The sequence below is a fragment of the Desulfovibrio sp. JC010 genome, assembly GCF_010470675.1.
Lineage (GTDB): Bacteria > Desulfobacterota > Desulfovibrionia > Desulfovibrionales > Desulfovibrionaceae > Maridesulfovibrio.
In genome coordinates this window covers 41,970-66,350 of record NZ_VOIQ01000011.1, presented here as the reverse complement: position 1 = coordinate 66,350, position 24,381 = coordinate 41,970, and the positions used below count along the sequence as shown (strand labels likewise).

Annotated in this window: 28 protein-coding genes and 3 tRNA genes; 10 read left to right on the top strand and 21 right to left on the bottom strand. The window is 49.8% G+C overall.

Features of this window, described 5'->3' with window-relative positions:
• Nucleotides 1-36 precede the first annotated feature (36 nt).
• On the bottom strand, nucleotides 37-306 hold the full coding sequence (locus FMR86_RS13415; protein ID WP_163351914.1) for a hypothetical protein: 270 nt from the start codon (nucleotides 304-306) through the stop codon (nucleotides 37-39).
• A gap of 155 nt (nucleotides 307-461) precedes the next feature.
• Nucleotides 462-551: transfer RNA gene (locus FMR86_RS13410), tRNA-Ser, on the bottom strand.
• Nucleotides 552-749: 198 nt separating this feature from the next.
• Between FMR86_RS13410 and FMR86_RS13405 the strand changes: the two genes are divergently transcribed.
• The 3 genes from FMR86_RS13405 (at nucleotide 750) to FMR86_RS13395 (ending at nucleotide 2,264) form a co-directional block, all read left to right on the top strand.
• A complete protein-coding gene (locus FMR86_RS13405) occupies nucleotides 750-1,178 on the top strand; it encodes a hypothetical protein (protein ID WP_163351913.1) in 429 nt (142 codons plus the stop codon).
• A 1-nt stretch (nucleotide 1,179) separates the two neighbouring features.
• The gene (locus FMR86_RS13400) at nucleotides 1,180-1,536 is read left to right on the top strand and encodes a hypothetical protein (protein WP_163351912.1); all 357 of its coding nucleotides are present in this window, start codon (nucleotides 1,180-1,182) and stop codon (nucleotides 1,534-1,536) included.
• Nucleotides 1,537-1,697: 161 nt separating this feature from the next.
• A complete protein-coding gene (locus FMR86_RS13395) occupies nucleotides 1,698-2,264 on the top strand; it encodes a flavodoxin family protein (protein ID WP_163351911.1) in 567 nt (188 codons plus the stop codon).
• Between the two features lie 83 nt (nucleotides 2,265-2,347).
• Here the strand turns inward: FMR86_RS13395 and FMR86_RS13390 are convergent, their stop codons facing one another.
• Nucleotides 2,348-3,013 carry a Fic family protein gene (locus FMR86_RS13390; RefSeq protein WP_163351910.1) on the bottom strand — a complete coding sequence of 222 codons (666 nt, stop codon included), beginning with the start codon at nucleotides 3,011-3,013 and terminating at the stop codon, nucleotides 2,348-2,350.
• A gap of 275 nt (nucleotides 3,014-3,288) precedes the next feature.
• Between FMR86_RS13390 and FMR86_RS13385 the strand changes: the two genes are divergently transcribed.
• Nucleotides 3,289-4,707, top strand: a complete 1,419-nt coding sequence (locus FMR86_RS13385; RefSeq protein WP_163351909.1) for a carbon starvation protein A — start codon at nucleotides 3,289-3,291, stop codon at nucleotides 4,705-4,707.
• A 100-nt stretch (nucleotides 4,708-4,807) separates the two neighbouring features.
• On the opposite strand, the gene FMR86_RS13380 is transcribed toward FMR86_RS13385, so the two are convergent.
• The 13 genes from FMR86_RS13380 to atpD form a co-directional block, all read right to left on the bottom strand.
• Nucleotides 4,808-5,260: a helix-turn-helix transcriptional regulator gene (locus FMR86_RS13380; protein WP_163351908.1), complete on the bottom strand. Its 453-nt coding sequence runs from the start codon at nucleotides 5,258-5,260 to the stop codon at nucleotides 4,808-4,810.
• 2 nt (nucleotides 5,261-5,262) lie between these two features.
• Complete coding sequence (locus FMR86_RS13375; protein ID WP_163351907.1) at nucleotides 5,263-5,493, bottom strand: DUF4160 domain-containing protein; 231 nt, start codon at nucleotides 5,491-5,493, stop codon at nucleotides 5,263-5,265.
• Between the two features lie 146 nt (nucleotides 5,494-5,639).
• On the bottom strand, nucleotides 5,640-6,149 hold the full coding sequence (locus tag FMR86_RS13370) for a hypothetical protein (RefSeq protein ID WP_163351906.1): 510 nt from the start codon (nucleotides 6,147-6,149) through the stop codon (nucleotides 5,640-5,642).
• A gap of 1 nt (nucleotide 6,150) precedes the next feature.
• Complete coding sequence (locus FMR86_RS13365) at nucleotides 6,151-7,344, bottom strand: AAA family ATPase (protein WP_163351905.1); 1,194 nt, start codon at nucleotides 7,342-7,344, stop codon at nucleotides 6,151-6,153.
• Nucleotides 7,345-7,438: 94 nt separating this feature from the next.
• Nucleotides 7,439-8,320: a F0F1 ATP synthase subunit gamma gene (locus FMR86_RS13360; RefSeq protein ID WP_163351904.1), complete on the bottom strand. Its 882-nt coding sequence runs from the start codon at nucleotides 8,318-8,320 to the stop codon at nucleotides 7,439-7,441.
• Complete coding sequence (locus tag FMR86_RS13355) at nucleotides 8,307-9,833, bottom strand: F0F1 ATP synthase subunit alpha (protein WP_163351903.1); 1,527 nt, start codon at nucleotides 9,831-9,833, stop codon at nucleotides 8,307-8,309. Before FMR86_RS13355 ends, FMR86_RS13360 begins: the two co-directional genes overlap by 14 nt.
• A 111-nt stretch (nucleotides 9,834-9,944) precedes the next feature.
• Nucleotides 9,945-10,676 (bottom strand): ATPase, encoded by a 732-nt coding sequence (locus tag FMR86_RS13350; RefSeq protein WP_163351902.1) that lies wholly within the window; start codon nucleotides 10,674-10,676, stop codon nucleotides 9,945-9,947.
• 2 nt (nucleotides 10,677-10,678) lie between these two features.
• Nucleotides 10,679-10,957 carry a F0F1 ATP synthase subunit C gene (locus FMR86_RS13345; RefSeq protein WP_136675197.1) on the bottom strand — a complete coding sequence of 93 codons (279 nt, stop codon included), beginning with the start codon at nucleotides 10,955-10,957 and terminating at the stop codon, nucleotides 10,679-10,681.
• A gap of 192 nt (nucleotides 10,958-11,149) precedes the next feature.
• Nucleotides 11,150-11,818 (bottom strand): F0F1 ATP synthase subunit A, encoded by a 669-nt coding sequence (locus tag FMR86_RS13340; RefSeq protein WP_163351901.1) that lies wholly within the window; start codon nucleotides 11,816-11,818, stop codon nucleotides 11,150-11,152.
• Nucleotides 11,809-12,126 carry an ATP synthase subunit I gene (locus tag FMR86_RS13335; RefSeq protein ID WP_163351900.1) on the bottom strand — a complete coding sequence of 106 codons (318 nt, stop codon included), beginning with the start codon at nucleotides 12,124-12,126 and terminating at the stop codon, nucleotides 11,809-11,811. The genes FMR86_RS13340 and FMR86_RS13335 overlap by 10 nt, the downstream gene beginning before the upstream one ends.
• Nucleotides 12,113-12,514, bottom strand: a complete 402-nt coding sequence (locus FMR86_RS13330) for an AtpZ/AtpI family protein (protein WP_239057241.1) — start codon at nucleotides 12,512-12,514, stop codon at nucleotides 12,113-12,115. Before FMR86_RS13330 ends, FMR86_RS13335 begins: the two co-directional genes overlap by 14 nt.
• On the bottom strand, nucleotides 12,514-12,894 hold the full coding sequence (locus tag FMR86_RS13325; RefSeq protein WP_163351898.1) for a F0F1 ATP synthase subunit epsilon: 381 nt from the start codon (nucleotides 12,892-12,894) through the stop codon (nucleotides 12,514-12,516). Before FMR86_RS13325 ends, FMR86_RS13330 begins: the two co-directional genes overlap by 1 nt.
• Nucleotides 12,891-14,264, bottom strand: a complete 1,374-nt coding sequence (gene atpD / locus FMR86_RS13320; protein ID WP_163351897.1) for a F0F1 ATP synthase subunit beta — start codon at nucleotides 14,262-14,264, stop codon at nucleotides 12,891-12,893. Before atpD ends, FMR86_RS13325 begins: the two co-directional genes overlap by 4 nt.
• 221 nt (nucleotides 14,265-14,485) lie before the next feature.
• Between atpD and map the strand changes: the two genes are divergently transcribed.
• The 4 genes from map to FMR86_RS13300 all read left to right on the top strand — a co-directional run bounded on the left by map (nucleotide 14,486) and on the right by FMR86_RS13300 (nucleotide 18,775).
• Nucleotides 14,486-15,265: a type I methionyl aminopeptidase gene (gene map, locus FMR86_RS13315; protein WP_163351896.1), complete on the top strand. Its 780-nt coding sequence runs from the start codon at nucleotides 14,486-14,488 to the stop codon at nucleotides 15,263-15,265.
• Nucleotides 15,266-15,334: 69 nt separating this feature from the next.
• Entirely contained in the window at nucleotides 15,335-15,622 is a 288-nt protein-coding gene (locus tag FMR86_RS13310) for a hypothetical protein (RefSeq protein ID WP_163351895.1), read from the top strand.
• Between the two features lie 69 nt (nucleotides 15,623-15,691).
• Nucleotides 15,692-17,923: a DNA helicase RecQ gene (recQ, locus tag FMR86_RS13305; protein ID WP_163351894.1), complete on the top strand. Its 2,232-nt coding sequence runs from the start codon at nucleotides 15,692-15,694 to the stop codon at nucleotides 17,921-17,923.
• A 141-nt stretch (nucleotides 17,924-18,064) separates the two neighbouring features.
• Nucleotides 18,065-18,775, top strand: coding sequence for an ABC transporter substrate-binding protein (locus FMR86_RS13300; RefSeq protein ID WP_163351893.1), 711 nt, complete (start codon nucleotides 18,065-18,067; stop codon nucleotides 18,773-18,775).
• Nucleotides 18,776-18,829: 54 nt separating this feature from the next.
• Here the strand turns inward: FMR86_RS13300 and FMR86_RS13295 are convergent, their stop codons facing one another.
• Complete coding sequence (locus FMR86_RS13295) at nucleotides 18,830-20,170, bottom strand: PpnN family nucleotide 5'-monophosphate nucleosidase (protein WP_163351892.1); 1,341 nt, start codon at nucleotides 20,168-20,170, stop codon at nucleotides 18,830-18,832.
• 125 nt (nucleotides 20,171-20,295) lie between these two features.
• Nucleotides 20,296-20,385 (bottom strand) — tRNA-Ser (locus FMR86_RS13290).
• A gap of 170 nt (nucleotides 20,386-20,555) precedes the next feature.
• Here FMR86_RS13290 and FMR86_RS13285 point away from each other — a divergent pair.
• Nucleotides 20,556-21,923 carry a hypothetical protein gene (locus FMR86_RS13285; protein ID WP_163351891.1) on the top strand — a complete coding sequence of 456 codons (1,368 nt, stop codon included), beginning with the start codon at nucleotides 20,556-20,558 and terminating at the stop codon, nucleotides 21,921-21,923.
• Nucleotides 21,924-22,110: 187 nt separating this feature from the next.
• Nucleotides 22,111-22,356 carry a hypothetical protein gene (locus FMR86_RS13280; protein ID WP_163351890.1) on the top strand — a complete coding sequence of 82 codons (246 nt, stop codon included), beginning with the start codon at nucleotides 22,111-22,113 and terminating at the stop codon, nucleotides 22,354-22,356.
• A 93-nt stretch (nucleotides 22,357-22,449) separates the two neighbouring features.
• Here FMR86_RS13280 and FMR86_RS13275 read toward each other — a convergent pair.
• From FMR86_RS13275 to FMR86_RS13265, 3 genes are all read right to left on the bottom strand, one after another.
• A tRNA-Ser gene (locus FMR86_RS13275) sits at nucleotides 22,450-22,539 on the bottom strand.
• A 90-nt stretch (nucleotides 22,540-22,629) separates the two neighbouring features.
• A complete protein-coding gene (locus tag FMR86_RS13270) occupies nucleotides 22,630-23,541 on the bottom strand; it encodes a dihydroorotate dehydrogenase (RefSeq protein ID WP_163351889.1) in 912 nt (303 codons plus the stop codon).
• A gap of 3 nt (nucleotides 23,542-23,544) precedes the next feature.
• Nucleotides 23,545-24,339 carry a dihydroorotate dehydrogenase electron transfer subunit gene (locus FMR86_RS13265; RefSeq protein WP_163351888.1) on the bottom strand — a complete coding sequence of 265 codons (795 nt, stop codon included), beginning with the start codon at nucleotides 24,337-24,339 and terminating at the stop codon, nucleotides 23,545-23,547.
• Nucleotides 24,340-24,381 lie beyond the last annotated feature (42 nt).

The window sequence follows — 24,381 nt, the reverse complement described above, 5'->3', positions numbered from 1 at the left end:
CCACGGCTTTTTTACATTCAAATATCTAAATCCCAGCTATTCAGGCACAGCAACCTTACGCACGGTAATCTGATAATTCTCAGGAATACCATCCTTTGCACTGTTCAGAACAGGATCAAGCAGAAGATAGGCTTCCTGCTCGCCATCTGCACACTGCTTGATCATCATGTCCTTCGGTTCAATCTCAATATCAGTATGAAAAGTCACGATCCTGCGCAGGGTAACAACAGCCTTCAACCCTTCTATGCGTTCGCCGCCTGCCTTCACCAGAGTCACATCGTCTTTAGCCATTCCGGGTAAAATCATTATATTTTCCTCACTTTTGATATGTATAAGAACGGCGTCATCATAGGCTTGTGGCTTGGAAAGTCAAATTACAACCTTAAAGGGTATGGATTCAGCACAACAGCAACGAAAAAACCCCTCGCAACAACGTTGCAAGGGGCTTACTAAATTCAAGCTGGCGGAGAGGAGAGGATTTGAACCTCCGATAGCGTTAACTATACACGCTTTCCAGGCGTGCTCCTTAAGCCGGACTCGGACACCTCTCCGCTTGGGAGAAATGTATTTAGCTAAATCATCCACGCTTGGCAAGAACTTTTTTCAGTTATTTGGGATTAAACTTAAATTTTGGCTGGTTATATAAAAGCGAACCAAAATCGGCGGCTTTAAATTTCATGACCAACTTGATTAAAATCCCCGGCTACTTTAAATTAAGTTCCGTAAATCCAACAAGCAAGGCCGCAATTATGAACAAATGTTCCTGCAATACCCGCATATTCGATTCCTTTGCCAAACGAATCCAGACCCTGCACGAAACAGTGCATGCAAAATCCACCACGGGCATCAAGCTGTACAGCACCATCAGGACCCTTTTCGTAATCAAAAGCCTCAGTAGGATAGTCATCCGCAATTTTTCCAAAGACTGGCAGGAAGCATCATGCCACATCAATGCCGGGGACGACTGCGCGGCAGTTCTTGATAAAGCCGTTCAGCTTAAAGAACAGCTTACAGAATCCCATCTGCGACTGCTTACTCTACCCTCACCCTTTGCGCGCTGGGCAGGCCGCAGACTCACCGGCCCGCTAATGGACTGGAATGACCTTGTGCTTGATCTTTCCATTGCCTCGGACCCCGATATCCAGCATTCCCTCTGCGAACTTGAGGAGGTGCTCTAGCATGACCATGCTTCAAGAAACAGACGCCTATCTGCGCTACGAAAAAAGTCTGCTCAAAAAATATCCACAGGCCCAAAGAGACATCAAACGCGCCAAAAAGAAAATCATAAAACGACCTGCACGCGGTGTTGTCTACCGGGGCCAGAATAAAATAGCCCTGCGCAAAATCCGGGTTTCCATCCGCATCCTGCGTATCTCCCCCCGCAAGGGCTTACGTCTCTTCTATTTTTACTCCGAAAAGAAAAATAAAGCCGTACCCATTTTCATCTTCAAAAAAGGCCGCCCCCAGACCGAAGGACAGGTCATGAAGCTTTTCAACCGTGCGGTTAATGAAGTAGTTGAAGAGTTAAAAACTTAAGCATCCCGTTACGAAATCATACTTTTGGCCGTTGCACTTCCTGTCGATCTTGATTAGCTTTTCCCGACAATATTTCCGCCTGCCGTCCACGCAGGCAACGCACAATTCCAAAAATTAAATTCATACAATCGCTACGCGAACCAACAAATCAGGAGCAGAGAATGAAAGTTTTATGCCTTCAGGGCAGTGCCAGAAAGAAGGGTCATACCGCAAAAATGATCGAATGGGTTGAAGCCGAGCTCAAAGCAATGGGTCACGAAGCTGAGTCTGTTTACCTCAACGACAAAGAGTTGAAAGGCTGTATGGCCTGTATGAAATGCAAGGAAAAGCCGGAAGAAATCGGCTGCGTGCTTAAGGATGACATCCCGGCGATTCTGGAGCAGATGGTTCAGGCCGATGCGGTTGTCTTCGCTTCCCCGCTCTACTTCTGGGGAGTTTCCGCACAGCTCAAGGCCGTAATCGACAGAACCTACAGCCTGTACGTCGATTACCACATGCCGACCCACGATTCCCTGATCAAAGGCCAGCGGCACGGTATTCTGATCACCGGCGGCGGCCCCATGGAAAACAATGCCGAAGAAACCTTCACCGGACTTTCCAGAATGCAGAAACCGCACATGACCAAACACACCGCAACCCTGTTCCTCGGCGGCTGTAAGAACCCCGAAGCCCTCGGGGATGAAGCAAAACAAAAAGCTGTAGAGTTTGCGCGGGATCTGGTTAAATAAAATCTGCAAAAAGATTTAATGAAAAAGCCTGACGTGATTTTGGTCGCGTCAGGCTTTATTAATGCTGGATATTATTTACAAACCTAAAATTCAAATTTCGCTGCCAGCTTTTCATGACACCTTTTAATAAAAACAAGCATATCTGCGGGATCACCGCTTTCATAAAACTCTATCATTCCAGTGTTGTACTCTGCCAGAAACTTAGCAGGTATGGACATGGGAGGATAACCGTTCGATAAAAGATGCCCGTTCATCATCAGCAGGCCCGTACGCTTATTACCATCATAAAAAAACTGGCTGCGGGCAAAAAGCAAATGCAAAAGATATCCCTGAACCGGAATTGATTCTTCAGCCGCTACGGTTTCCATCACCTTTTGAAATACACCGTCTAGTTCTTCCGGCTTGGGTGGACAATAATCAGTTCCGGCAATCCCCACCTTCCCGGACCTGAATCGTCCGATTTCCAAGGCTTCATCTTTTGCAATCACGGCTTGAAGTTCACACGCGATATTTTTACTCAACTCAAACTTGCCCGATTCAGCCAGACCGAGCAATGCTTCCCAGCCAAGTACCTGCTGCCTAAGCTTTTCAGCATCTGAAATTTTATGGCCGCCCACAGTAATTCCCTGAATAAAGGTCTGAACCTCCGGAAAGGTAAAAGGCATCCCTTCCAGTTTCTGGGTATCAAAAACCAGTTCTGTAAAAATCTTGCGGGCAACGAATAGGGCTTTTTTCTTATCAGGGCGCATGAACTACCTCAACATTGAATAGGGAACTGCGTCCTGAACGCAGCACTTAAGAATTTCATAAAAGACTATTTTCATTTACTTGAACTGTCAATTTTCAAGAAAATATCCACATGCAGCCGCGGCACTACGCAGATTACAACAACCCCATATTCTCCCTCATAAGTCATTTCAAACACCGAAAACGGCATTTCAAACACAAAGCATAGAATTATCCGACTCCTTCATGCAGAAGAAGCTCACCATTTTTATTCGCAAAAAGGACGGAGGAACTTTTTATGCTATTTTTCTTTGCCTGTGTGGCATCCCTGATTGTCGGCTATCTTATTTACGGTAAATTTGTGGACAACGTGTTCACCCCGGATCCGAACCGCACCACTCCCGCATACGCCATGCGTGATGATGTGGACTACATGCCCATGCCCATGTGGAAGCTCATGTTCATTCAGGTTCTGGATATCGCCGGTATCGGACCCATCTTCGGACCCATCCTCGGTGCTCTGTACGGTCCCGTTGCACTTATCTGGATCGTTATCGGCTGCATCTTCGGCGGCGCAGTTCATGACTATTTCAGCGGCATGCTTTCCATCCGCAACAACGGCGCATCCGTTCCCGAGCTGGTCGGTGAATACCTCGGCATGACCGCACGTCAGGTAATGCGTGTCTTCGCTTTCGTACTGCTCATGCTGGTCGGTGTTGTATTTGTACTCGCCCCCGCAAAGCTGCTCACCGGACTGACCGGAGTAGAGACCGGAATCCTCGTAGCCTGCATCTTCGGTTACTACTTCCTCGCTACCATCCTGCCCATCGATAAACTCATCGGCAGACTCTACCCCGTATTCGGCGCACTGCTGCTGGTTATGACCGTAGCCCTCGCCATCGCACTCATGTTCAGCGGCCATACCATGCTGCCCAACCTTGATTTCGCAGTTAACACCCATCCCGGTGATAAACCCATCTGGCCCCTGCTCTTCATCACCCTGTCCTGCGGCGCAATCAGCGGCTTCCACGCTACCCAGTCTCCGCTCATGGCCCGCTGTGTAAAGAATGAAACCGAAGGCCGCCCCGTATTCTACGGCGCAATGATCATCGAAGGTATCATCGGCCTGATCTGGTGTGCACTGGGCCTCTCCTTCTACGAGTCTCCCGAAGCACTGAACGCAGTTATCGCTGCCGGTTCCCCTTCCGCAGTAGTATCTGAAGTTGCAAACTCCCTGCTCGGCCCCGTAGGCGGCATCTTCGCCATCATCGCGGTAGTAATTCTGCCCATCACCAGTGGCGATACCGCTTTCCGCTCTACCCGCCTCATAGTAGCGGAAACCTTCAAAATGGATCAGGGCCCCGCACTCAAGCGTCTGCTCATCGCAGTACCCCTGTTCGCACTGGGTTACGTAATCTCCACCCAGAACTTCTCCGCAATCTGGAGATACTTCGGATTCTCCAACCAGTGCCTGTCCATGCTGGTTCTCTGGACCTCCGCAGTATTCCTCGCCCAGCGCGCAAAACTGCACTGGATCGCATCCATCCCCGCAACCTTCATGACCGCAGTTGTCGCCACATTCATCTGCCAGGCCAAGATCGGTTTCGGACTAGACATGAACATCTCCATCATGATCGGTGCCGCAGCAGCAATCGCAGCGTTCGGTGCCTTCTTCGTGAAGTATGTTCGCCCCAACGCAGCGACCCAGACTAACTAACCCATCTTCCTACAGACAACACAGCCACCTTCCTAAATAGAACCTCCCCCGCTTGCGATGCAGGCGGGGGAGGTTTTGCTTTTGTTATAATCTTTAAATTCTAAGCTGCGACAGGCCGGACATCATACCCCCGACAAGCCAAAAGGATATACCGTGGAATAGTACGCTCCCCACTCTTATAGTAGGCAACCATACGCCTGCTGATCCCTAAAGCCTTGGCAGCCGAATCAAGTGAGAAACCATGACCTTCCATCCATGCAGCAAAATCTTTGGGATGCATTGCCTGCTCAGTCTGAAACATCCAGAGCATCCGCAAAGTGTCTGAGGTCATATCAACTTCATCAGCAATCCAATCAACAGTTCCGCCGTATTCACCAACCTGCGGATCATATTCATTCCAACCACTATCACGCAAACACGCATAGGTCTGATAGCGGTCTATATATTCGTGAACATCAACCAATGCCTGCACATTGTCTTCCCAAGTGACAAACAAGGTATAAGGAACTTCGCCCTTTTCAATTGCGATAACTCTAAAAATTCTATCAGGCATAATTATTTCCCCCTTTTCTCCCATTCCTGAAGAAGCCATTCCTGATTTTCTTTAACCCAAGTAAGAGCTTCATTAATCTGAGCAGGCCGCGCCTGCCCCTTAAAAACTTCACAAGTTCGAATGTTTATCAAAACGATAAAATCAGGAGAGACAACATGAACATGAGGAGGATTATGGTCGTTTTCGTTTAAGCTGATTTTGATCTTGTTAATTCTATGGATGGTTGGACTCATTCATTCTCTCCTGACTTAAAGATAGTGCAACTATTGCACTTGGTCAAGTATGTAAATAATATGTCCCACCCAAACCCCTCCCCCGCTTGCGATGCAGGCGGGGGAGGGGTTTGGGTGTTTTGGAATTGAAAATGAATAATGAAAATTTATTTTCGTCTACGGGGCTTTAAAACAGGCTTGGCTGGTTCATATGCTTTAAGTCCTTGATCACCTGTCAGCAACTCAACAGAACTACCCATCTTTGCATAATAATCGGCAACATCTTTAATCGTAAAATCGCCAATACTTAAAGAAGAACAATGCTCAGGCCAATCCTTCACAAGCTTTAAAAGCTGTTCGCTACTCCACAATGAACTCTGATCTGTAAACGCTGCCCAAGGAGACTTCTCATTTGCAGCTTTCTCAATCACTGTCGAAAGAGCCATAGCAAAATCATAGCAATTTCCGGTCTTAACCTGAGCAACATGGTTCCCACATTCAATCAAAGTAGCCATGGGAAGGACAAATAGCGTTCCCGCTTTCTCTTCATCTAAAAATTTCTGATCAACACGTCTGTAATCCCAATTGTCATCTTTGGGGCCACATGTTGTTTTACCGGGAACCTGCAAATAGACGCACAAAATCGAAGTATCAACAATAAGAACTTTCTGGGGCATTCTAATCTTCCCCATCATGCAGTGCTTTTTGAATCCTACCCTGCGTAACCAGATCCCCAAGCGGCCCGCTCGCCATCAATTTAGGAAGCTTCTCAATATCTTCCAGCAAAGTTATCTGACTGTTCCCGCTTGCATCCCTATGCACGACGGAAACAAAAGGAATCCCTTCAGGGCCGAGAGCATTAAGCAAAGCAGGGTTATGGGTCACCGCGAGAACATCTACACCGCGCTCTGCACCAAGTTCTTTTAAGCCCCTGAGAAGAAGTTCTGCACGGGATGGATGTAGACCGTTATCTAATTCTTCAATTGCAATCAGACTTCCCGGTTCCATTGTCAGGACCGCAACCAGAATTGCGATGAAACGCAGGGTTCCGTCAGACATGCTGTTAGCATCAACAAGAGTTTCAGAATCATTCTTTCCCCATAACTCAGTACAGTACAAATCAGCTTTACTTTTGGTTAAACCTACAGTCTGCGCCCAAACTCTTCTTATTTCTCCTTCTGGAAGTTCCGTTAAAAAACGTAAAATATTTTTTTCAACTTCTGTCTTATCTGCACGATTGGCTAAAAATCCAGCAACATTAAACCCATTATAAGACAAATACTCTGAAAGCTCTGTCGCTTCCCGCATAACCTCTGGAACTGGCTTAAAAGGAAACAACTCCACCAATTCTTTCTTAATTACCTTAACATGGTCCAAATATTTACCAAAAGTATTATCAATTGGGGCTAATGCATATATTGCAGGAAGAACATGTCCACCAATAATCCCTTCAACACCGTAAGTATCGTATGTACGACCAAAATCATCATTTGAAGCAAGATTAAAAATATTTACGTTATCAGTCTTACAAACAAGATATTCAGAAATAATTCTAGATCCGCTCTCTATGTCAACTGACACAGAATATTCATAATCAGAATCATCAATTAAAAAACTAACCCGAATAGTAAATTGCATTTTCCCAAAAAACGCTGCACGCGTCCTTCCTCCTCTAATGGGAGGAAGCCCCCGTACTCCAGCCAAAGCAGCATCAACCCCAACCCCCGAAGCAATACGCCGAATAAACTCAAGCGCATCCAAAACATTAGACTTGCCGCTTGAATTGGCACCAATCAAGACTGTGAGTGGATCAATGTAAAGAGTCGCATCAGCAAAACTCTTCCAATTAATGAGCTGAATCTTCGTTATCATTTTTTAAACCTGAGTGACTTTGGTCGAAGGTATGAATTATTCTTTAGGACTTAACTAGAACTTATCTACAATGAATACATAACGATTACAACCATCACTCCCCCCCAACAACAGCCTCCACCCCCGCAACAGCCTCCACCCCCSCAACAATATCCAGCAACTCACCGGTAATCGATCCCTGCCGGGTGGTACGATATTCTGATTCAAGGACCTCGACATGCTCGATGATGTTTTTCTCGGCAACCTGCATGGCGGCGAGGCGGGAACTGTTCTCGGCGGCTAAAGATTGAACAATTCCGCCGTATACGGAGATGTATAGATATTCCCTGAATAAACTTGAGAATAAATCTTGAACCGGAACGTTGGTCATGGGCAGGGATTTCCCATTCCATTTCGTGCTTCCGCTACGCTTATGGAGCGGTAAAATATGACGGGCAGCGACTTTGTCGCCATCGCTGACGTGCAGGTTATTCACTATGCTGAAATGATTCATCCCGCGCTTGTTACGCCACTCTTCAAGGTGCTGCTCAATATCATCTACAATGCTGTCCACTCCGCGCAGGCTGCCCGGAACCCGAAAATTCAAATCCACCTCGATTCCCGAATCCTCAAGAGCACCACGCACCCGCTCTCCGCAGGTCCAGCAGATCACGTTCTGCCCTTCCTCACGAAGTTCTTCCACCACCGCAACAGTCTGCGCCCGTGCCAGCTCATTAAACTGCCCGCACATGCCCTGATCGGAACCGATTGCCAGCACCACAGCAATTCCATCTCTCGGGCCATGGGGGAGAATTCCGGCATTGCGGAAAAACACAGTCCAGCCCTGTTCGATGACCTCTCCGTACTCGCCCACTCCCTTGGCGGCATTCTCAAAATGGCGGATGTTGACCGCAGCAAGGGCCTTCATGGTCTTGACCACCGAAAGCAGATCGCCCGAGGTTGCGATCTTTTTGCGGACCGTTTCAAGCTGCTGCATTGGCCTCCCTCCACTTCTGCATATGCTGGGTGACCGCTTTTTCAAGCTCGGCCCAGATTTCATCCTTGGGTTCGGCCTGCGCCAGACGATCCATTGCTTCAAAACTCTCCTGCATTCGGGCCAGCAAATACTGCTGAACTTCTCCGATACTCTCCAGCGGGACATCATCCAACAACCCAAGCGATACGGTCCAAAGAATGACCACCTGCTCTGCAGCACTGAGCGGCGAGAAGCGGTCCTGCTTGAGCAGTTCTCGCACCCGCATCCCGTGTTCAATACGATTTCTGGTATCCTGATCAAGCCTTGTGCCGAACCTTGCGAATGCTTCCAGCTCCTGAAACTGGGAATAGGTCAGGCGCAGGTCACCGGAAACCTTACGGTAGGCCTTGGGCTGGGCCCGTCCGCCTACTCGTGAAACCGACTTGCCCACATCGATTGCCGGGAGCATGCCTTTCTGGAAAAGCACCGGGGAAAGATAAATCTGCCCGTCGGTGATGGAAATAAGGTTCGTAGGAATATAGGCCGAGATATTCTGGGCCTCGGTTTCCACGATGGGCAGCGCGGTAAGCGTACCGCCTCCGTGTTCCGGCTTAAGCCTTGTGGAACGCTCCAGCAGCCTTGAATGGATATAGAAAATATCCCCCGGAAAAGCCTCACGCCCCGGAGGACGGCGCATTAGCAGACTGAGCTGGCGATATGCTTGTGCGTGGCGGGTCAAGTCGTCATACACGATAAGCACATCCTTACCCTGCTCCATGAAATATTCAGCCATGCTCGTTGCCGCATAAGGGGCAATATACTGCATGCCCGAAGGAGCATCGCCCTCAACAACCACAACGAAACTGTAATCCATGGCCCCGTGGTTGCGCAGGGTATCAATCACCCGTGCCACCGAAGTACTGCGCTGCCCGATGGCGCAATACACGCAGACCACGTCACCCTTTTTCTGATTCAGGATAATATCAAGAGCCACGGCGGTTTTCCCGGTCTGGCGGTCGCCAAGTATAAGTTCCCGCTGGCCGCGCCCGATGGGAATCAACGTATCAATCACCTTGATGCCGCTGGCCATGGGCGTATCAACCGGGGCACGCATCAGGATTGGCGGGGCTTCTGATTCTACCGCACGGGTCTCGAGTGTTTCCGGTTGCGGACCGCCGTCCAGCGGATTGCCCAGCGGATCTACAACACGCCCGATCAAGGAATCCCCCACCGGGACGCTCAGCACCGTGCCGGAAGGAACAGCTTCATCCCCGGCTTTAAGGCCCGTGTTCGCGCCCAGCAGGGCCACGCCGATGGAATCCGGCAGCAAATCCAGAGCCATGCCCGGAACATCGTTGCCAAGCGTAATCAACTCTTCCGAACGCACTGAACCAAGACCCTGCACCTGCGCAACACCGCGGGCCACGGAAATCACCCGACCTACTTCACGTGAATCAGGAGAATAATCCATGTTCTCACGGCCCTTCTCATGAGCATTCAAGGCCTGATTTATGTTCTTTTCAAGAAAAGACATTTTGCCTCCGGCGGCTCTCCGAGGGCTTAAACCCTTTTGAAAAAGGGTTTAAGAATCCCAAAACTTTTTATTAAGGCTTCGCCGCTTCGTCTGAAAGAGTGTGCGGCAAATTTAGCTATTTATTTCTGTTAAAATTTTACTCTCAAGCTCTGTTACATATGAACTTAAATTCCATTCCCACTTGCGATCTCCGGCAATTAGCTCAATACCGAGGCCCAATCTTGGATCGTTTGAAAATATCCGTTCATTTTGAACCGGGAACAATTCCTCAAGTAATTGTTTAAGTTTTTGTTCTTGTAAATCAGTATGTTCAAACCCTGTACGGATCAGAATTTCAGAATTACCGCAATCAACATCCCGTGCCTCTGCATCTATCCGCTGCATGAATCCGCTCAGAATCAGCTGCTCCAGATCACTGCCGGAAAGGTCCTGCACAATGCGTGCGGCTGTGGCGGAAACTTCGTGGGTAAGCTTTTTGCGCAGGTTAAGTGCAACGCTTTCCTTTTCCCGCTCCAGCGCGGCCAGCCATTCCCTGCGCATGGTTTCTATCTCACCACGAGCGGATTCCATAGCCTGATTGCGCCATCGTTCGGCCTCGGCATGAATTTCGGCCATGACTTCAGATTCGCGGTTCTCAAGCTCCTCGCGCTTACGGCGAAGCTCGACATTAATAATTTCCGCTTTATCTCGCGCCTCACGCAATGCCCGCGTTTCCTGCGCAACACGCTCCTTGCGTTCCTGCATAGCCGTAACAATGGGCCTGTACAGAAACATCCTGAGCAGCGCGATAAGCACGAAGAAATTCACGATCTGAGCAATGATCGTGAACCAGTCCAGCAGCATTATCAGCCTCCGGCCTTTTCAATAAAATAGGACCAGAACGGATTGGCAAAAAGCAGAATCATGGCCAACACAAAGCAATAAATAGCCGTGGATTCGACCATAGCCATACCCACAAACAGGAATTTCACAATAGTATTGGTCTCATCCGGCTGCTGGGCAATGGAACTGAGTGCCCGCGAAAGAGCCATCCCTTCACCAATCGCCGGACCAATGGCTCCGATACCCATGCAAAGACCGGCCGCAATTATCGACCCGAATGCAATCCAACCAAGAGTTTCCATTGAGAACCCCCTTTATTTAATTCAATTAGGCGAAGCCTTAATAAAAGGTTTTGGGATTCTTAAACCCTTTTGACACAAATCCGCAGGAAAGCGGATTTGCCCGGTGCCAGAAAGGCACCGCCCCGAAGGGGTAAGCCCCAGGAAGGGGCGCAATAAAAAGGGTTTAAGGCCCCCGGCAGGGCCGCCGGAGGCTTACCCATGCACTTCCAGACCCGCAGCAATAAATACCGCCGCGAGCACGGTAAAAATATAAGCCTGCACAACTCCGATAAGCAGCCCCAGCATCTGCATGATTACGGGAACGAAGAGCGGCATGATCACCAGTAATATCGCCCCCATCATGGTTCCGCTGAGAATATTTCCGAACAAACGCACTGCCAGCGCAAAAGTACGGCTGACCTCACCGATTATATTAAACGGCAGCATAAACGGCGAAGGCTGCACGTAACTTTTGAGATAATTGAGCAGACCGTTCTGCTTGATGCCGTAATAAGGAACCGCGAAAAATACGATCAGACTGAAGGCTGTGGTGGTGGAAAGCGATCCCGTGGGCGGCTTGAATCCCGGCACTACGGAAAGCAGATTGGAAACTAAAATGAAAATGAACAGACTTCCGAGCAGCGGCAGGAACTTTTCAGGCTGCTGATTGGTAGCGTCTTTGATCTGAACAAGCAGCCCGCCCACCAGTACTTCCAGCAAATTCTGCTGATCTGAAATTTGCGCGGACGATGTAACCCGGCGGGTCACCAGCCAGGAAAATCCCGCAAGCAGAACCATAACCAGCCATGTGTAAACAATGGTGGCATTCAGCTTGAAAAAACCGAAGCTGAAATAAACGATATGGTCCGGGCTTATTTCCATTCAGACCTCTTTACCTTCACAAATTCCAGCACGCCCATGCCGCAATGGTTTGCCAATGCGTAAGTCCTGAGCAAATAAAAGCCGAGAAACGCCGACACAAACGGTAACGGACCGTAGCTCATAACCTGTGCGAACCCCCATAGAGTGATCCCGTAACGTCCCAGATAACTGGACCAGAAAAAGAGCCTCGGCCTTTCGCAACGGGGCAGAATACGCACTGTCAGCCACAGCCCGCCGAAATGTACTGCCGAGAGCAGCAGGCCGATACCGAAAGCGGCAATGGTTATTATATAATTACTGATGATCATCGTTTTTATCCTTCAACTCTGGTTCCTTCGTTTCTAAGTCCTTAGATTTCAAATCCTGCTGCTCCCATTCCTCTCGTTCCCTGATGATCTTGTTCTTCTCGCGGTTCATCCATATTCCGGCGAAGAGACAGCCTACAGCCAGCCCGGCTCCGAGCATGGTCATGGTCCAGTTGATTTTCGCAGGCCAATTATGGTCCATCCAGACTCCCAGCAGACTGCCCAGCACTATCGGCACTGCCACCAGCCAACCAACGGCCCCCATGGCCCCGAAAGCCGACCACGCGCCCACGGTCCCTTTCTGCTCCGCACGAATTTTGCGCTGCTCTTTGGAGCCTACGGTCTGACCGAAATCATCGGACTTATGTTCATCGGCCCTGTGCTCACTCATCATGTAGTCTCCACCTCAATGAGAGTTCGCACGAATCCGGCCTCAAGCTTAGCGACAGCACTGCGTGCGGACTTCTCAGCCTCTGCGGCCTCATCCTGCATACGCATAACTTCTGCTTCAAGCTCACCCAATTCGCCCGCTACAGCCGCACGGGATGAAACACGTACAGCATCGCCCTTTTTGACCAGCACCCCGCCATTCACCGCCAGATGATGCGACTCACCTTCAACTTCGTAAGTAAGAATTCCCGGCGCAAGAGCAGATGCAGTGTCAATATGGTTGGGCAACAGGCAAAAGCCGCCCCTGGTGGATTCAGCCAGAACCTTATCCACCGGACGGTCCAAAAAGAGACCTGCGGGGACCAGAATCTTCAGTCTCATCTGCCGACCTCCTCAATTGAACCGATCATGTAGAAATCACGCTCAGATGCATCGGGAAATTCGTCATTCAGAATCCGCTCACAGCCGAGGACCGTATCTTCAAGGGAGACAATACGCCCGTCCATGCCCGTAAAATGCTTGGTGGTGTTGAATGGCTGGGTCATGAACCTTTCCAGTCTGCGTGCGCGGGAAACAATCTTGCGGTCCTCGCGGGAAAGCTCCTCAAGGCCGAGCATGGCGATGATATCTTTAAGGTCCTCATATTGGGCCAGTGTGCGGCGCACCTCACGGGCTACGTCATAATGACGCTGCCCTACAATTGCCGGAGAAAGCATCATGGAACGGGATTCCAGCGGATCGACCGCAGGGTAAAAACCTTCTCCCGCACGCTTGCGGGAAAGTACGATGGAAGATGAAAGATGGGAAAATGTATGCGTCGCCGCCGGGTCGGTCAGATCATCGGCGGGTACGTATACGGCCTGAATAGATGTAATGGCCCCGGAACGGCTGGATGAAATACGTTCCTGAAGTTCCGCCAGATCGGAACCAAGCGTAGGCTGATAGCCCATGCGTGAAGGCAGACGCCCCAGCAGCCCGGAGAGCTCCATCCCGGCCTGAATAAAACGGAAGATGTTATCGATGAGCAGAAGTACATCCTTGCCCTGTTCATCCCGGAAATGCTCGGCAATGGTCAAGGCGGTATGCCCGGTACGGAAACGCGCCCCCGGAGGTTCGTTCATCTGCCCGAAAACCATGACCGTATTATCAAGCACCCCTGCATCACCCATTTCGCGGTAAAGCTCTTCACCTTCGCGGCAACGTTCCCCGATTCCGCAAAAGATACTGATCCCGCTATGTGCACCGACCATGTTGTTGATCAACTCGGTAATGAGCACGGTCTTGCCCACCCCCGCACCGCCGAAAAGCCCGGCCTTGCCACCTTTCTCAAGCGGCATAAGCAGATCGACAACCTTGATTCCGGTAGTAAAAATTTCCTCGGACACAACACGCCTGGATAATTCGATGGGCTGATTGTGGATGGAGCGCAGTTCTATATCTGCGGGCAGGTCTTTGCCGTCCACCGGATCACCGAAGACATTGAGCACCCGGCCCAGCAGTTCTTCGCCCACAGGAGTGCTCAAAGTTTCGCCGCTGCTGTAAACCGCATCACCACGGGCCAGTCCTCCGGTGGGAGTCATGGCAATAGCGCGCACGGAATTCATATCCAGATGGTCGGCAACCTCAAGGGAAACCGCTTTCTCGCCACCGGAATACATAACAGAAAGCAAGGGGGGAATATCTTCAGGAAAACGCACATCCACAACAGATCCCCGTACAGATATTACTTCGCCTGTATATTTGTGTTCCATACCGTCACCACCGCAACTGGAGTCATACTCTGCAAAGCAAAAAAATCCTATTCTGTTTATAGAATACGGAAACGGGAAGTTTAGTAAAGAGTTTTTGAATTAAGTTTGTTTTTTCACCGAAGTAAGTGCTCCACCCGAAGAACGTGCTCTTCTCCTGTTGACTTCCATATATTTAAGAGTAGCCTGTCCCGGTCACGAAAACATTTTCTGGAGTCATCCCAATGATTATAAAGAATAAAAAACAAATCGACCTCATGCGCGAAGCAGGTATTCTGCTCCACAAAGCCCACATGGTGGCTAAAGAAATGTGCGAAGCAGGTGTAACCACCGAAGCAATCAATGCCGAAGTGGAGAAATATATCACCTCCAACGGAGCCACTCCGCTTTTCAAAGGTGTTCCGGGCAAGGTTCCTTTTCCTGCCGGCTGCTGCATGTCCATCAACGAAGCTATCGTTCACGGCATCCCCTCCGCCCGTAAACTGGAGAATGGAGATATCCTGTCCATCGATATCGGTGTGCGCTTGAACGGCTGGTGCTCAGACTGCGCCGTAACCCATGCCATCGGTGAAATTGATGATGAGAAAAGAAAACTCATGGACGTGACCGAGGAATGCCTGCGTATTGCCATTAAACGCATCAAGCCCGGCGTAAAATGGAGCAAGATCGCCAAGGAAATGTCCAAATACGCCCGCAACGAAGGCTTTTCCGTTGTTGAATCGCTGGTGGGCCACGGTATCGGTGAAGGACTCTGGGAATCCCCGCAGGTCCCCAACTACCACAGCAGGCTGGTCAAGGATTTCAAGCTCAAACAGGGTCTGGTCATTGCCGTGGAACCCATGATCAACGCTGGTGTAAAGACCACCGAAACCCTCAAAGACCACTGGACCATCGTCACTAAGGACGGCAAGCCTTCCGCCCACTTCGAGCACACCATCGCTGTTACCTCCACCGGATCACAGGTGCTTACCTGCGGGGAGAACGGCGAAGGCTGGGCGATGTAGGATTTATTTACTTACGATTCTTGACGTAATATAACTTTATGCCTATTTATATAGACAGAGGTACTTGAAATGGCATTACTTTTTGATGACTCAGAAAAGCTAAAAGAAGCTGTAGGCAAAGAGGCTGCCGAAGTTATTGCTCATGTTCTGGAAAGGCAGGACGAACAATACAAGCAAGAACTTGCTACAAGAGCAGACCTGATGGCCATGAAAGCGGAACTACAGGTAGAAATCGCCACAGTTCGTGGAGAACTGAAAGCTGAAGTCAGAGATGCCAAATCAGAAATTATTAAATGGATGGCTGGCCTTCTTATTGTTCAAGGAGGATCAATAGCTGCCCTAGTGAAACTACTCTAATGCGAGCACACTCTAAACACCAAGCTCCCTTTGGATTCTCCATCGGGAGCTTTCTTCATATTTAACACAATGGATCAAAATACTCCCAACCGTACTCCTTTAGATGTCCTGCGCCAGACCTACGGTTATGAATCATTCCGCGGCCCGCAGGAAAACATCATCGACCGCATCATGGGCGGCGGAAATGCCGTTGTTTTCATGCCCACCGGTGGCGGTAAATCCGCCTGCTACCAGATCCCGGCCATCCTGCGTCCGGGGGTGGGCATTATCATTTCCCCGCTCATCGCCCTGATGCGCGATCAGGTGGCGGCCCTGCAGCAGATGGGAGTACGTGCGGCCTGTTTGAATTCTTCGGTGCAGCCTTCCGAGGCCAACCACATCATCCATGAACTGCACAGCGGAAACATGGACCTGCTTTACGTGGCCCCGGAACGGTTGGCCCAGCCCGGATTCATGGACATGCTTTCCGGCATTAAGATCAGCCTCATCGCCATTGACGAAGCTCATTGCGTTGCCCAGTGGGGACATGATTTCCGACCCGACTACCTGCGTCTTGGCGTGTTTGCGGAAATGTTCCCCAATGTCCCGCGCATGGCCCTGACCGCCACTGCCGACGGGCCCACGCGCAAAGAAATACTGCATCGACTTTCTTTTACGGAAGACGACATTTTCGCCACCGGGTTTGACCGCCCGAACATCCGCTACACAGTGGTTCCCAAGGATCAGGAAAAACGGCAGCTCTTGAATTTCATCAAGAACGACCATTTCGCGGAATGCGGCATCGTCTACCGCATGAGCCGCAAGAAAGTGGAATCCACCGCAGCATGGCTCTGCAAACAAGGTATCAACGCCCTGCCTTACCATGCCGGACTGGACGCGCAGACCCGCGAAGCCAATCAGGCCCGGTTCATGTCTGAAGACGGTATCGTCATGGTGGCGACCATCGCCTTCGGTATGGGCATCGACAAACCGGACGTGCGCTACGTGGCCCATCTCGATCTGCCCAAGACCATCGAGGCCTACTATCAGGAAACAGGTCGTGCCGGACGTGACGGACTGCCCGCCGAAGCATGGATGTCCGTGGGTATTCAGGATATCGGCTTCCTGAAACGGATGATCATGTCCGGCAATGCTCCCGATGACCGCAAGGCCCTTGAGCTGCGCAAACTGAACGCCCTGCTCGCTTATTGCGAATCTCCGGGCTGTCTGCGTCAGTCACTGCTTGCCTATTTCGGGGAAGAACTTGAAAAAACCTGCGGAAACTGCTTCACCTGCATTAACCCGCCATCCACCTTTGACGGAACCATTCCGGCCCAGAAAGCCCTTTCCAATATTTACCGCACCGAACAGCTTTTCGGGGCCAACTACCTGATCGACATCCTGCTGGGCAAGGAAAGTAAACGAATTTCAACACAGGGACATGCAAGCCTGAGCACCTACGGCATCGGTAAGGAATTTAATTCCGACGAATGGCTCTCCATCCACCGCCAGCTGGTTTCCCAAGGGTTGGTTGATGTGGATATGGAAGGTTACGGATCGTTGAAACTGAACGGTAAAAGCTGGGAGGTTCTGCGTAAGGAACGCACTGTAGCCTTGCGCAAGGACCCGGTACTGGCCAAGACCAAAACCCGCAAGTCCCGCAAGAAGCTGGTCATCGGCGATGCGAACAGCCCGTCCCTCACCACTCCCGAAGCTCAGGAACTGCTGGAATCTTTACGCAGCCTACGCAACACCCTCGCGCAGGAGCAGCATGTCCCGGCCTATGCCATCTTCGCAGACAAAACCCTGCTGGAGCTGGGCTGCTATCGCCCGCAGACCACCGGGGAACTGTACGCCATCAGCGGTCTAGGCGACCAGAAAATCTTCCGCTACGGAGCCGCAATAGTTGAAGTTCTGCTGAATCATCAGGAACAACACGGCAGACCGGACGACCTTTTTCCCATCCCGGAAGACAAAATCAAGGAAGTCCCCGCTTCAAAGCCCAAAAAAGAAGGTCCCACTGTATCAGCATCCGCACTGGAAACCCTTGAGCTCTTCGAAGAACTGATGGACGTAGAAAAAGTGGCTGAATCACGCGGTATCAAGCCTGCAACGATTTATGCCCACCTGACTTCATGCATCGGGGCCGGAAAAGTAAACGTGACCGATATACTTGATTTTAAAGATACGGAGCTGGAATGCTTAAAAGACACCCTCGCTTTCTACAAAGAGGAAGGTCTCATGCAGCTCAGTCCGGTTTTTAATGGGCTCTGCGGAAATTACTCCTACGAACAGCTGCGCATGATCCGGGCCGCCATGTAAAAAACATTACCGCTTTCCTACTATACATTTGACCTGAATCGAAAACTTTGAATAAGATGGCAATACCATCTGTTGTCCTTAAACACTCAGGTACAAATCTTGTTGCATAAATATCTACTCATTTTCATGATCTGCGCGGGAATGAACATCTTCCCAAACAGCGGACACGCCGCAGAAAAAATTACTGTCTATGGCGACAAGACATATCCGCCGTACAGCTATGTACAAAACGGGACCTATAACGGAATTTACGTACAAATTCTGCAAAAAGCATTCGCCCGCATGGATGGATACGATGTTCAAATCAAGCCGTTGCCATGGAAAAGAGTCCTTCTCGGAATTGAAAAGGGACATTATTTTGCATTCTTCCCCCCCTATTACCGCCCCAAACTGCGCCCGTGGATAGATACTTATTCTGTGCCTATCCTTGAAGAAGGCTACGGGCTGTTTTGCCGGAAAGAAGTTCTAACCAAACCGCGTCAAAATTGGCCGGAAGACTATAAAGATCTCCAGATCGGCACCAATCTCGGTTTTGCCGTACCCGGAATTGATAAAATTAAGTTTCAGAAAGCAGCCAGCACAATACAAAATGCCAAAAAATTAATGCAGGGAAGAATTGATTGTTACGCCAGCAACAACATCTCATCCCTCTACATGTTAAATAAAGTGGGTGCAGATTTATCAAAGCTTAAAAAAAGCATACAAATCAGCACAGAACACGGTTATCTTGGATTTTCAGGAAATAACAACCCTCCGTATAAACAGGATTTCATACGGCAATTCAACGACAAAATTCTTGAAATGCAAAAAAACGGGGAGATAGATGCCATAGTTAACGAATTTATCCATTAAAAAAGCCGACCTGAAATCAACAGGTCGGCTTTACTTTTTCCAATTAAAACCAGACTACGCTATACGGTATGCAGACGAATTATTCTTGCTGGGATGAATCCTGCCCTGCTTAGCCAGCTTGCGGACCAGCTCGTCTGTGGCATCCAGAATCTTTCTATCGCCCTTGATAAGCGGCCTGTCATCGCCCCATGAATCCAGCATATCCGGGTCTTTTACTGTCAGATGAACAACAGCGGAAAAGAACCGGCGCAGGTTGATAAGCAAGGAAAACGGTTCCTGATCACGGGAAAGATCGAGTCCTTCCATAGATTCAAAGGTCACCTCGAAAGGCTCCTGAATTCGGGGCTCGAAAACCAGATCATCATTCCACAAATAGCGGGTATTCAAATGCTGCGACTGATAGGCCACATAGTTGGCATAAGACCGGGCAGTACCCACATGCACATTGTACAGACCGTCCAGAGCATCATCAAAGCAGATGTTCAGATACTCCACCAATTCTTTGAAATAAACACCGCCGCCCTTTTCCACGAGGTCGAACTCATAAGGAATCTCCTTATTCTCCGGCATGGAAAGCAGAGCCAGCATGGTCAGGATTTCCTCAACTGTACCGGCACCGCCGGGATGAACCTTGCCGCGGTGGGAAGCACGGATAAATGCTTCCATACGCTCTTCAATGGTCGGAAAAGTGAGCAGTTGGGTGACAAGCTCGTTGGGTGCTTCCGCAGCCAGAATCTTCTTCTCGGAAAAACCGATAAAATCACGGTGTCCGAAACGCTCAAAGGTGTTCTGCTTACCGTAAGCCACCTGCGCGCCTTTGAACGGGGCCTTCATAACCCCGACACCGCACCCGGTGATGTTCTCCATGTCGGGCATGAAAAGCGCGGTCCAATAACCGAGTTCCTTGGCAAAATTGTATTCATCCATGGGAACCTGATGCCCGCCCCAGGTGAACATGACCAGCCCGCGCTCACCCCGGTACATCAGCCCGGAATGTTCAACAAATTTCCTGATATTGGTTGAACGGCAGCAGTCAGTGCCGCAATCAAATTTTGGGGCAAAAATAATATCACGGATCACCGCAGAAATGTGCTCCACAGACTGCCAGATAACATTTCGGCCATCGTAGAGGCAATCCCTCGGCACACGGGTACACATCAAATTGACATGGCCGTTCACCCGGTCCACCTCAATCTGCATATCTTTAAATTTTACGCGTATTTCGCGGGTATCGCAGACATCATTCTTGTGCACGTTGATCAAGGCACCAATGATCTCAGTCATACGATTTTCAGGATCAGCCAGCCCTTGGGCAAGACGTTCAATATCAGCTTCACTGAACTGCTGTGAGACAATCCTGCGGGGAAGAATGGGAATCTTTAATTCTGTTTGCATAAGGAAAATGAGTAATCAGAACACAGGCAAATGCAAGGATAAATTGCATTCCAGCTGAAAAGAAATCAAACCGACACGAAAAAGCCCCTCACAACATCGTTGCAAGGGGCTTACTAAATTCAAGCTGGCGGAGAGGAGAGGATTTGAACCTCCGATAGCGTTAACTATACACGCTTTCCAGGCGTGCTCCTTAAGCCGGACTCGGACACCTCTCCGCTTGGGAGAAATGTATCTAGCTAAATCAGCCACGCTTGGCAAGCATTTTTTCAATTATTTTGAAATATATTCACAAGCCATCTTAACTTCGTAAGAGAGCAAAAACATAACTACTAGAAATATCCTTTAAAATACGCTACAATCCATACAAACCTTAAGGAGCTGCACAATGAACCGCACCTGTATGATTTTATTGCTGATTTTGCTTTCCTTTTTCAGTTTCACATCACTCTCATTGGCGACTGACATGTCTCAGGGACTGCAATGTCCGCCGGGATGGAATGACAATAGGGCTGCACGAGGTAATGATCTGATTAAACAATGTACTTCTCCGGCGCAAGATGCTGCCATTGAACTTTACGCAGCACCTGGGCAAGAGGTGCCGCTTGATGCACTGCTTGATATGTGGGCGCAGGAAATGACCAAGGAAGGGTTGCCCTTTCAAAACAAAGTGTCCCAAGTACCCGGTCAGGTGTCAGGTTACCCTGCTGTTACCCGAACATATTCCGGTCATACCCGCGATGGAAACCAATTCGACTCACATCTTGTCGCATCCAGATACAACGGCGTGAACTACGTCTTTCAAGGTTTTGCCCTCAAAGGACGCAGTCAGTCATGGCACCAGCTCCGCCACTCCATGAACACATGGTATTATCCCGGAGCAGGTCAACAGAACCATGGCAGCCAGCTAGGCGGACTGCCGCTTGGAGCAGGCAGTTCCGGCAATGATCCGTATGGCAATCAACAACCCAGTTCCGGTAATGATCCCTACGGCAACACTCCTTACGGCAACCAACAGGCTGCTGTTAATTCCGGCAATTCACTCCCGACCATATCCGGTACATTTCTGGCTGATATAAAAGACTACTGGAATGGCAAATACCACTACAGAATCTACCACTTCAATGGTGATGGGACTTACGTCTCCGGCAGCAAAAATGCCAAGACCGGAAAAGTGACCATGAGCAAGCATAAAAAAAGGTTCAGAATTTCAAAATCAGGTAACCTCTTTGTAGTAAGCAGCGGAGGTTCCTGCACCGAAGGCTATGTCACCGATACCGAAGCAAATGAGATAACCCGTTTTAAAAGCGGGTGCTACAGCCCCGGCGGAAGGGCAATGTACTTCAAGAAGATTCATGATAATTTTTCCAACACCAGCCAAGGCGGAAACACAGCCGGTGCGATCAATTCCGGCAGCACAAAACCCAAAATAGCCGGAACCTTTGTCTCAGACCTGACCGACTACTGGGGAGGCAAAGAACACTACAGAATATATCAGTTCTACACCGATGGAACATATATACAGGGATCCAAGGCTGCTAAAAGCGGTAAAATCACCATGGGGAAAAATAAATTCAAATACAAAATCAAAAAATCAAGCGGAAATAAAACATCATATGTAATCAAAGGCTCTAAAACCTATTGCACCGAAGGGTTTATAAAAAAGACCAAAGGGAACGTGGTCACGAGCTTTCAAAGTGGATGCTATACCCACAAGGGCCGAAAAAGGCTTAACTTTAATCTGATCAGAAATTAACCGACAATAAAAAAGCCCCTTGCAGCTTGTCCACCCAATGGGGGGCAAGCTGCAAGGGGCTTACTGATATTACACCGACATGCAGCAGATTCCCCCATTGCCGACAATTCCTTTTGAGCGTAGTGTTCAGACAGGCGGAAGTACCTGACGGTCCGAATATGACGCACGTTCGTCAAAGGAGCATCAGATGGCACTTTATCTGATTATCGCAATAGGAATCTGTATTTATTCAATTCACAGACGCTCGATGTCTGTAGGCGGCAGTGTTGTTTCAGGTCTGATCTGGCCTGTTACTTTTGCCCTGTACCTGTATACTGTTGTAACGGGCCGCCCGACCCGCAATCCGATTACCGGCATAACCAGCTCATCCAGCGGACGGGGCTGGAGTCAGAGAGGCAGACAAGGAAGAGGTAGAGGACGGGGACGGCACTAGCAAGTGCTAACCAAAACACATTAAGCAGACAAATTAACCAACCACGAAAAAGCCCCTCGCAACAACGTTGCAAGGGGCTTACTAAATTCAAGCTGGCGGAGAGGAGAGGATTTGAACCTCCGATAGCGTTAACTATACACGCTTTCCAGGCGTGCTCCTTAAGCCGGACTCGGACACCTCTCCGCTTGGGTGAGAAAGTGTCTAGCTAAATCAGAACTGATTGGCAAGCACTTTCTCCAGATTATTCTAAATAAAATCTAAAAAACTAATTTCCTAGACTTTCAGGCTGCCGATGAATTCATCAATGGATTCAGCCTTTACCCGCTCCAGAACCTTGGGCAGCTCTTCAGCAATTTTGAATGCAGTGTCGGGGCTGATGAAGTTTGCAGTGCCGATCTGGACCGCAGTAGCACCTACCAGCAGGAACTCCGCAACATCTTCAGCAGAACTGATGCCGCCAAGTCCCATGACCGGGATTTTTACTGCATTCACGGCCTGATACACACAACGCAAGGCAACAGGCTTCACAGCCGGACCGGAAAGCCCGCCGATGACGTTGGCAAGGCGCGGGGTGCGGCGTTCAATATCCACAGCCATACCTGAAAGGGTGTTGATCAGCGAAAGCGCGTCCGCCCCGCCGTCTTCAGCTGCTTTTGCGCAGACAGTGATATCGGTGACGTTGGGGGAAAGCTTGATGATGACCGGCTTGTTTCCGGCATTCTTCTTTACCGCCTCGGCAACCTTGGTGATCTGCTTCGGGTCCTGACCGAAGGCGATACCGCCCTCTTTTACGTTGGGGCAGGAAACATTGACCTCAAGGGCTGCCACGCCCTCTTCCCCGGCCAGAACTCCGGCCAGTTCGCCGAACTCTTCAGCATCGGTGGCGTAGAGGTTTGCCAGCACAGGCAGGGTCTTCCACGGCAGCTTGGGCAGCTTTTTATTAATGAATTCCTCTACCCCCGGGTTCTGAATGCCGATGGCATTGAGCATACCGCAGGGAGTTTCCGCGATTCTGGGCATGGGGTTACCTTCCCTCGGCTTGAGAGAAAGCCCCTTGACCACGATGCCGCCCAGAGATTCAAGATCTCCGTAACGCTTGAATTCAAGGCCGAAACCGAAAGTCCCGGACGCGGTGAGGATGGGGTTCTTGAGCTTCAGTCCGGCAAAATCTACTGATACATCCATGTCTTAATCCTCCAGACTGAGATTATTGGCTTTAAAAATCGGCCCGGTGGTACAGACCTGAGTATGATGGTCGTCACCGTCCTTGCAAACACAGCCCAGACAGGCACCTACGCCGCAGGCCATGCGGTTTTCAAGGGAAAGCTCCGCATCCGCGCCGTACTTGTTGGCCGCATTCCAGATGGTTTTCAGGAACGGATGCGGTCCGCAGGCAACAATAAGACCGTCATTATCCGCATATTCCTTAACCAGCTCCTCCACCCTTGCGATGATGGCAGGGATGTCTTCAGGCTTGGTTTCGCGGATATCTTCCACATCAACCTTGCCCGCCAGACCTTTATAAGGATAATTTTCCAGCGGCGGGCGGTGGGCAAAAAAGAGCTTCAGATTTTCAGGCTGCGGATGGGTATCGACATATCCGCAAAAGGGAGCTAAACCCATCCCTCCGGCGAGCATGAGTACGGGACGGTTCTGCGGTTTGCTGAAGAAGTTACCCAGCGGTCCCCAGATATTCACTTCGTCGCCCTCTTTAAGTTCCAGCAGACGGGCAGTTCCGCGACCGACAACCTGAAAAAGGATAGTCAGACCGGTCTCATCTGCGTTACATATGGAGAAAGGACGTCCCCAGATGAGGTCCAGAGGCCATGAAACGGGCCTGATCATAACGAACTGTCCGGCCCGCCAACCCGGCTTCCAATCCGGATATTCGAGTTTGAGTTCGACAATTTCCTCACCGGGTGAGGATAATCCGAGGGGCTTGTTGCTGATGACTTTAACAGCCCTGCAATTGTTTGCACTCATGATTTAATCCTGTAGATTTTTGCTGACCGCATTTTTGCGGCA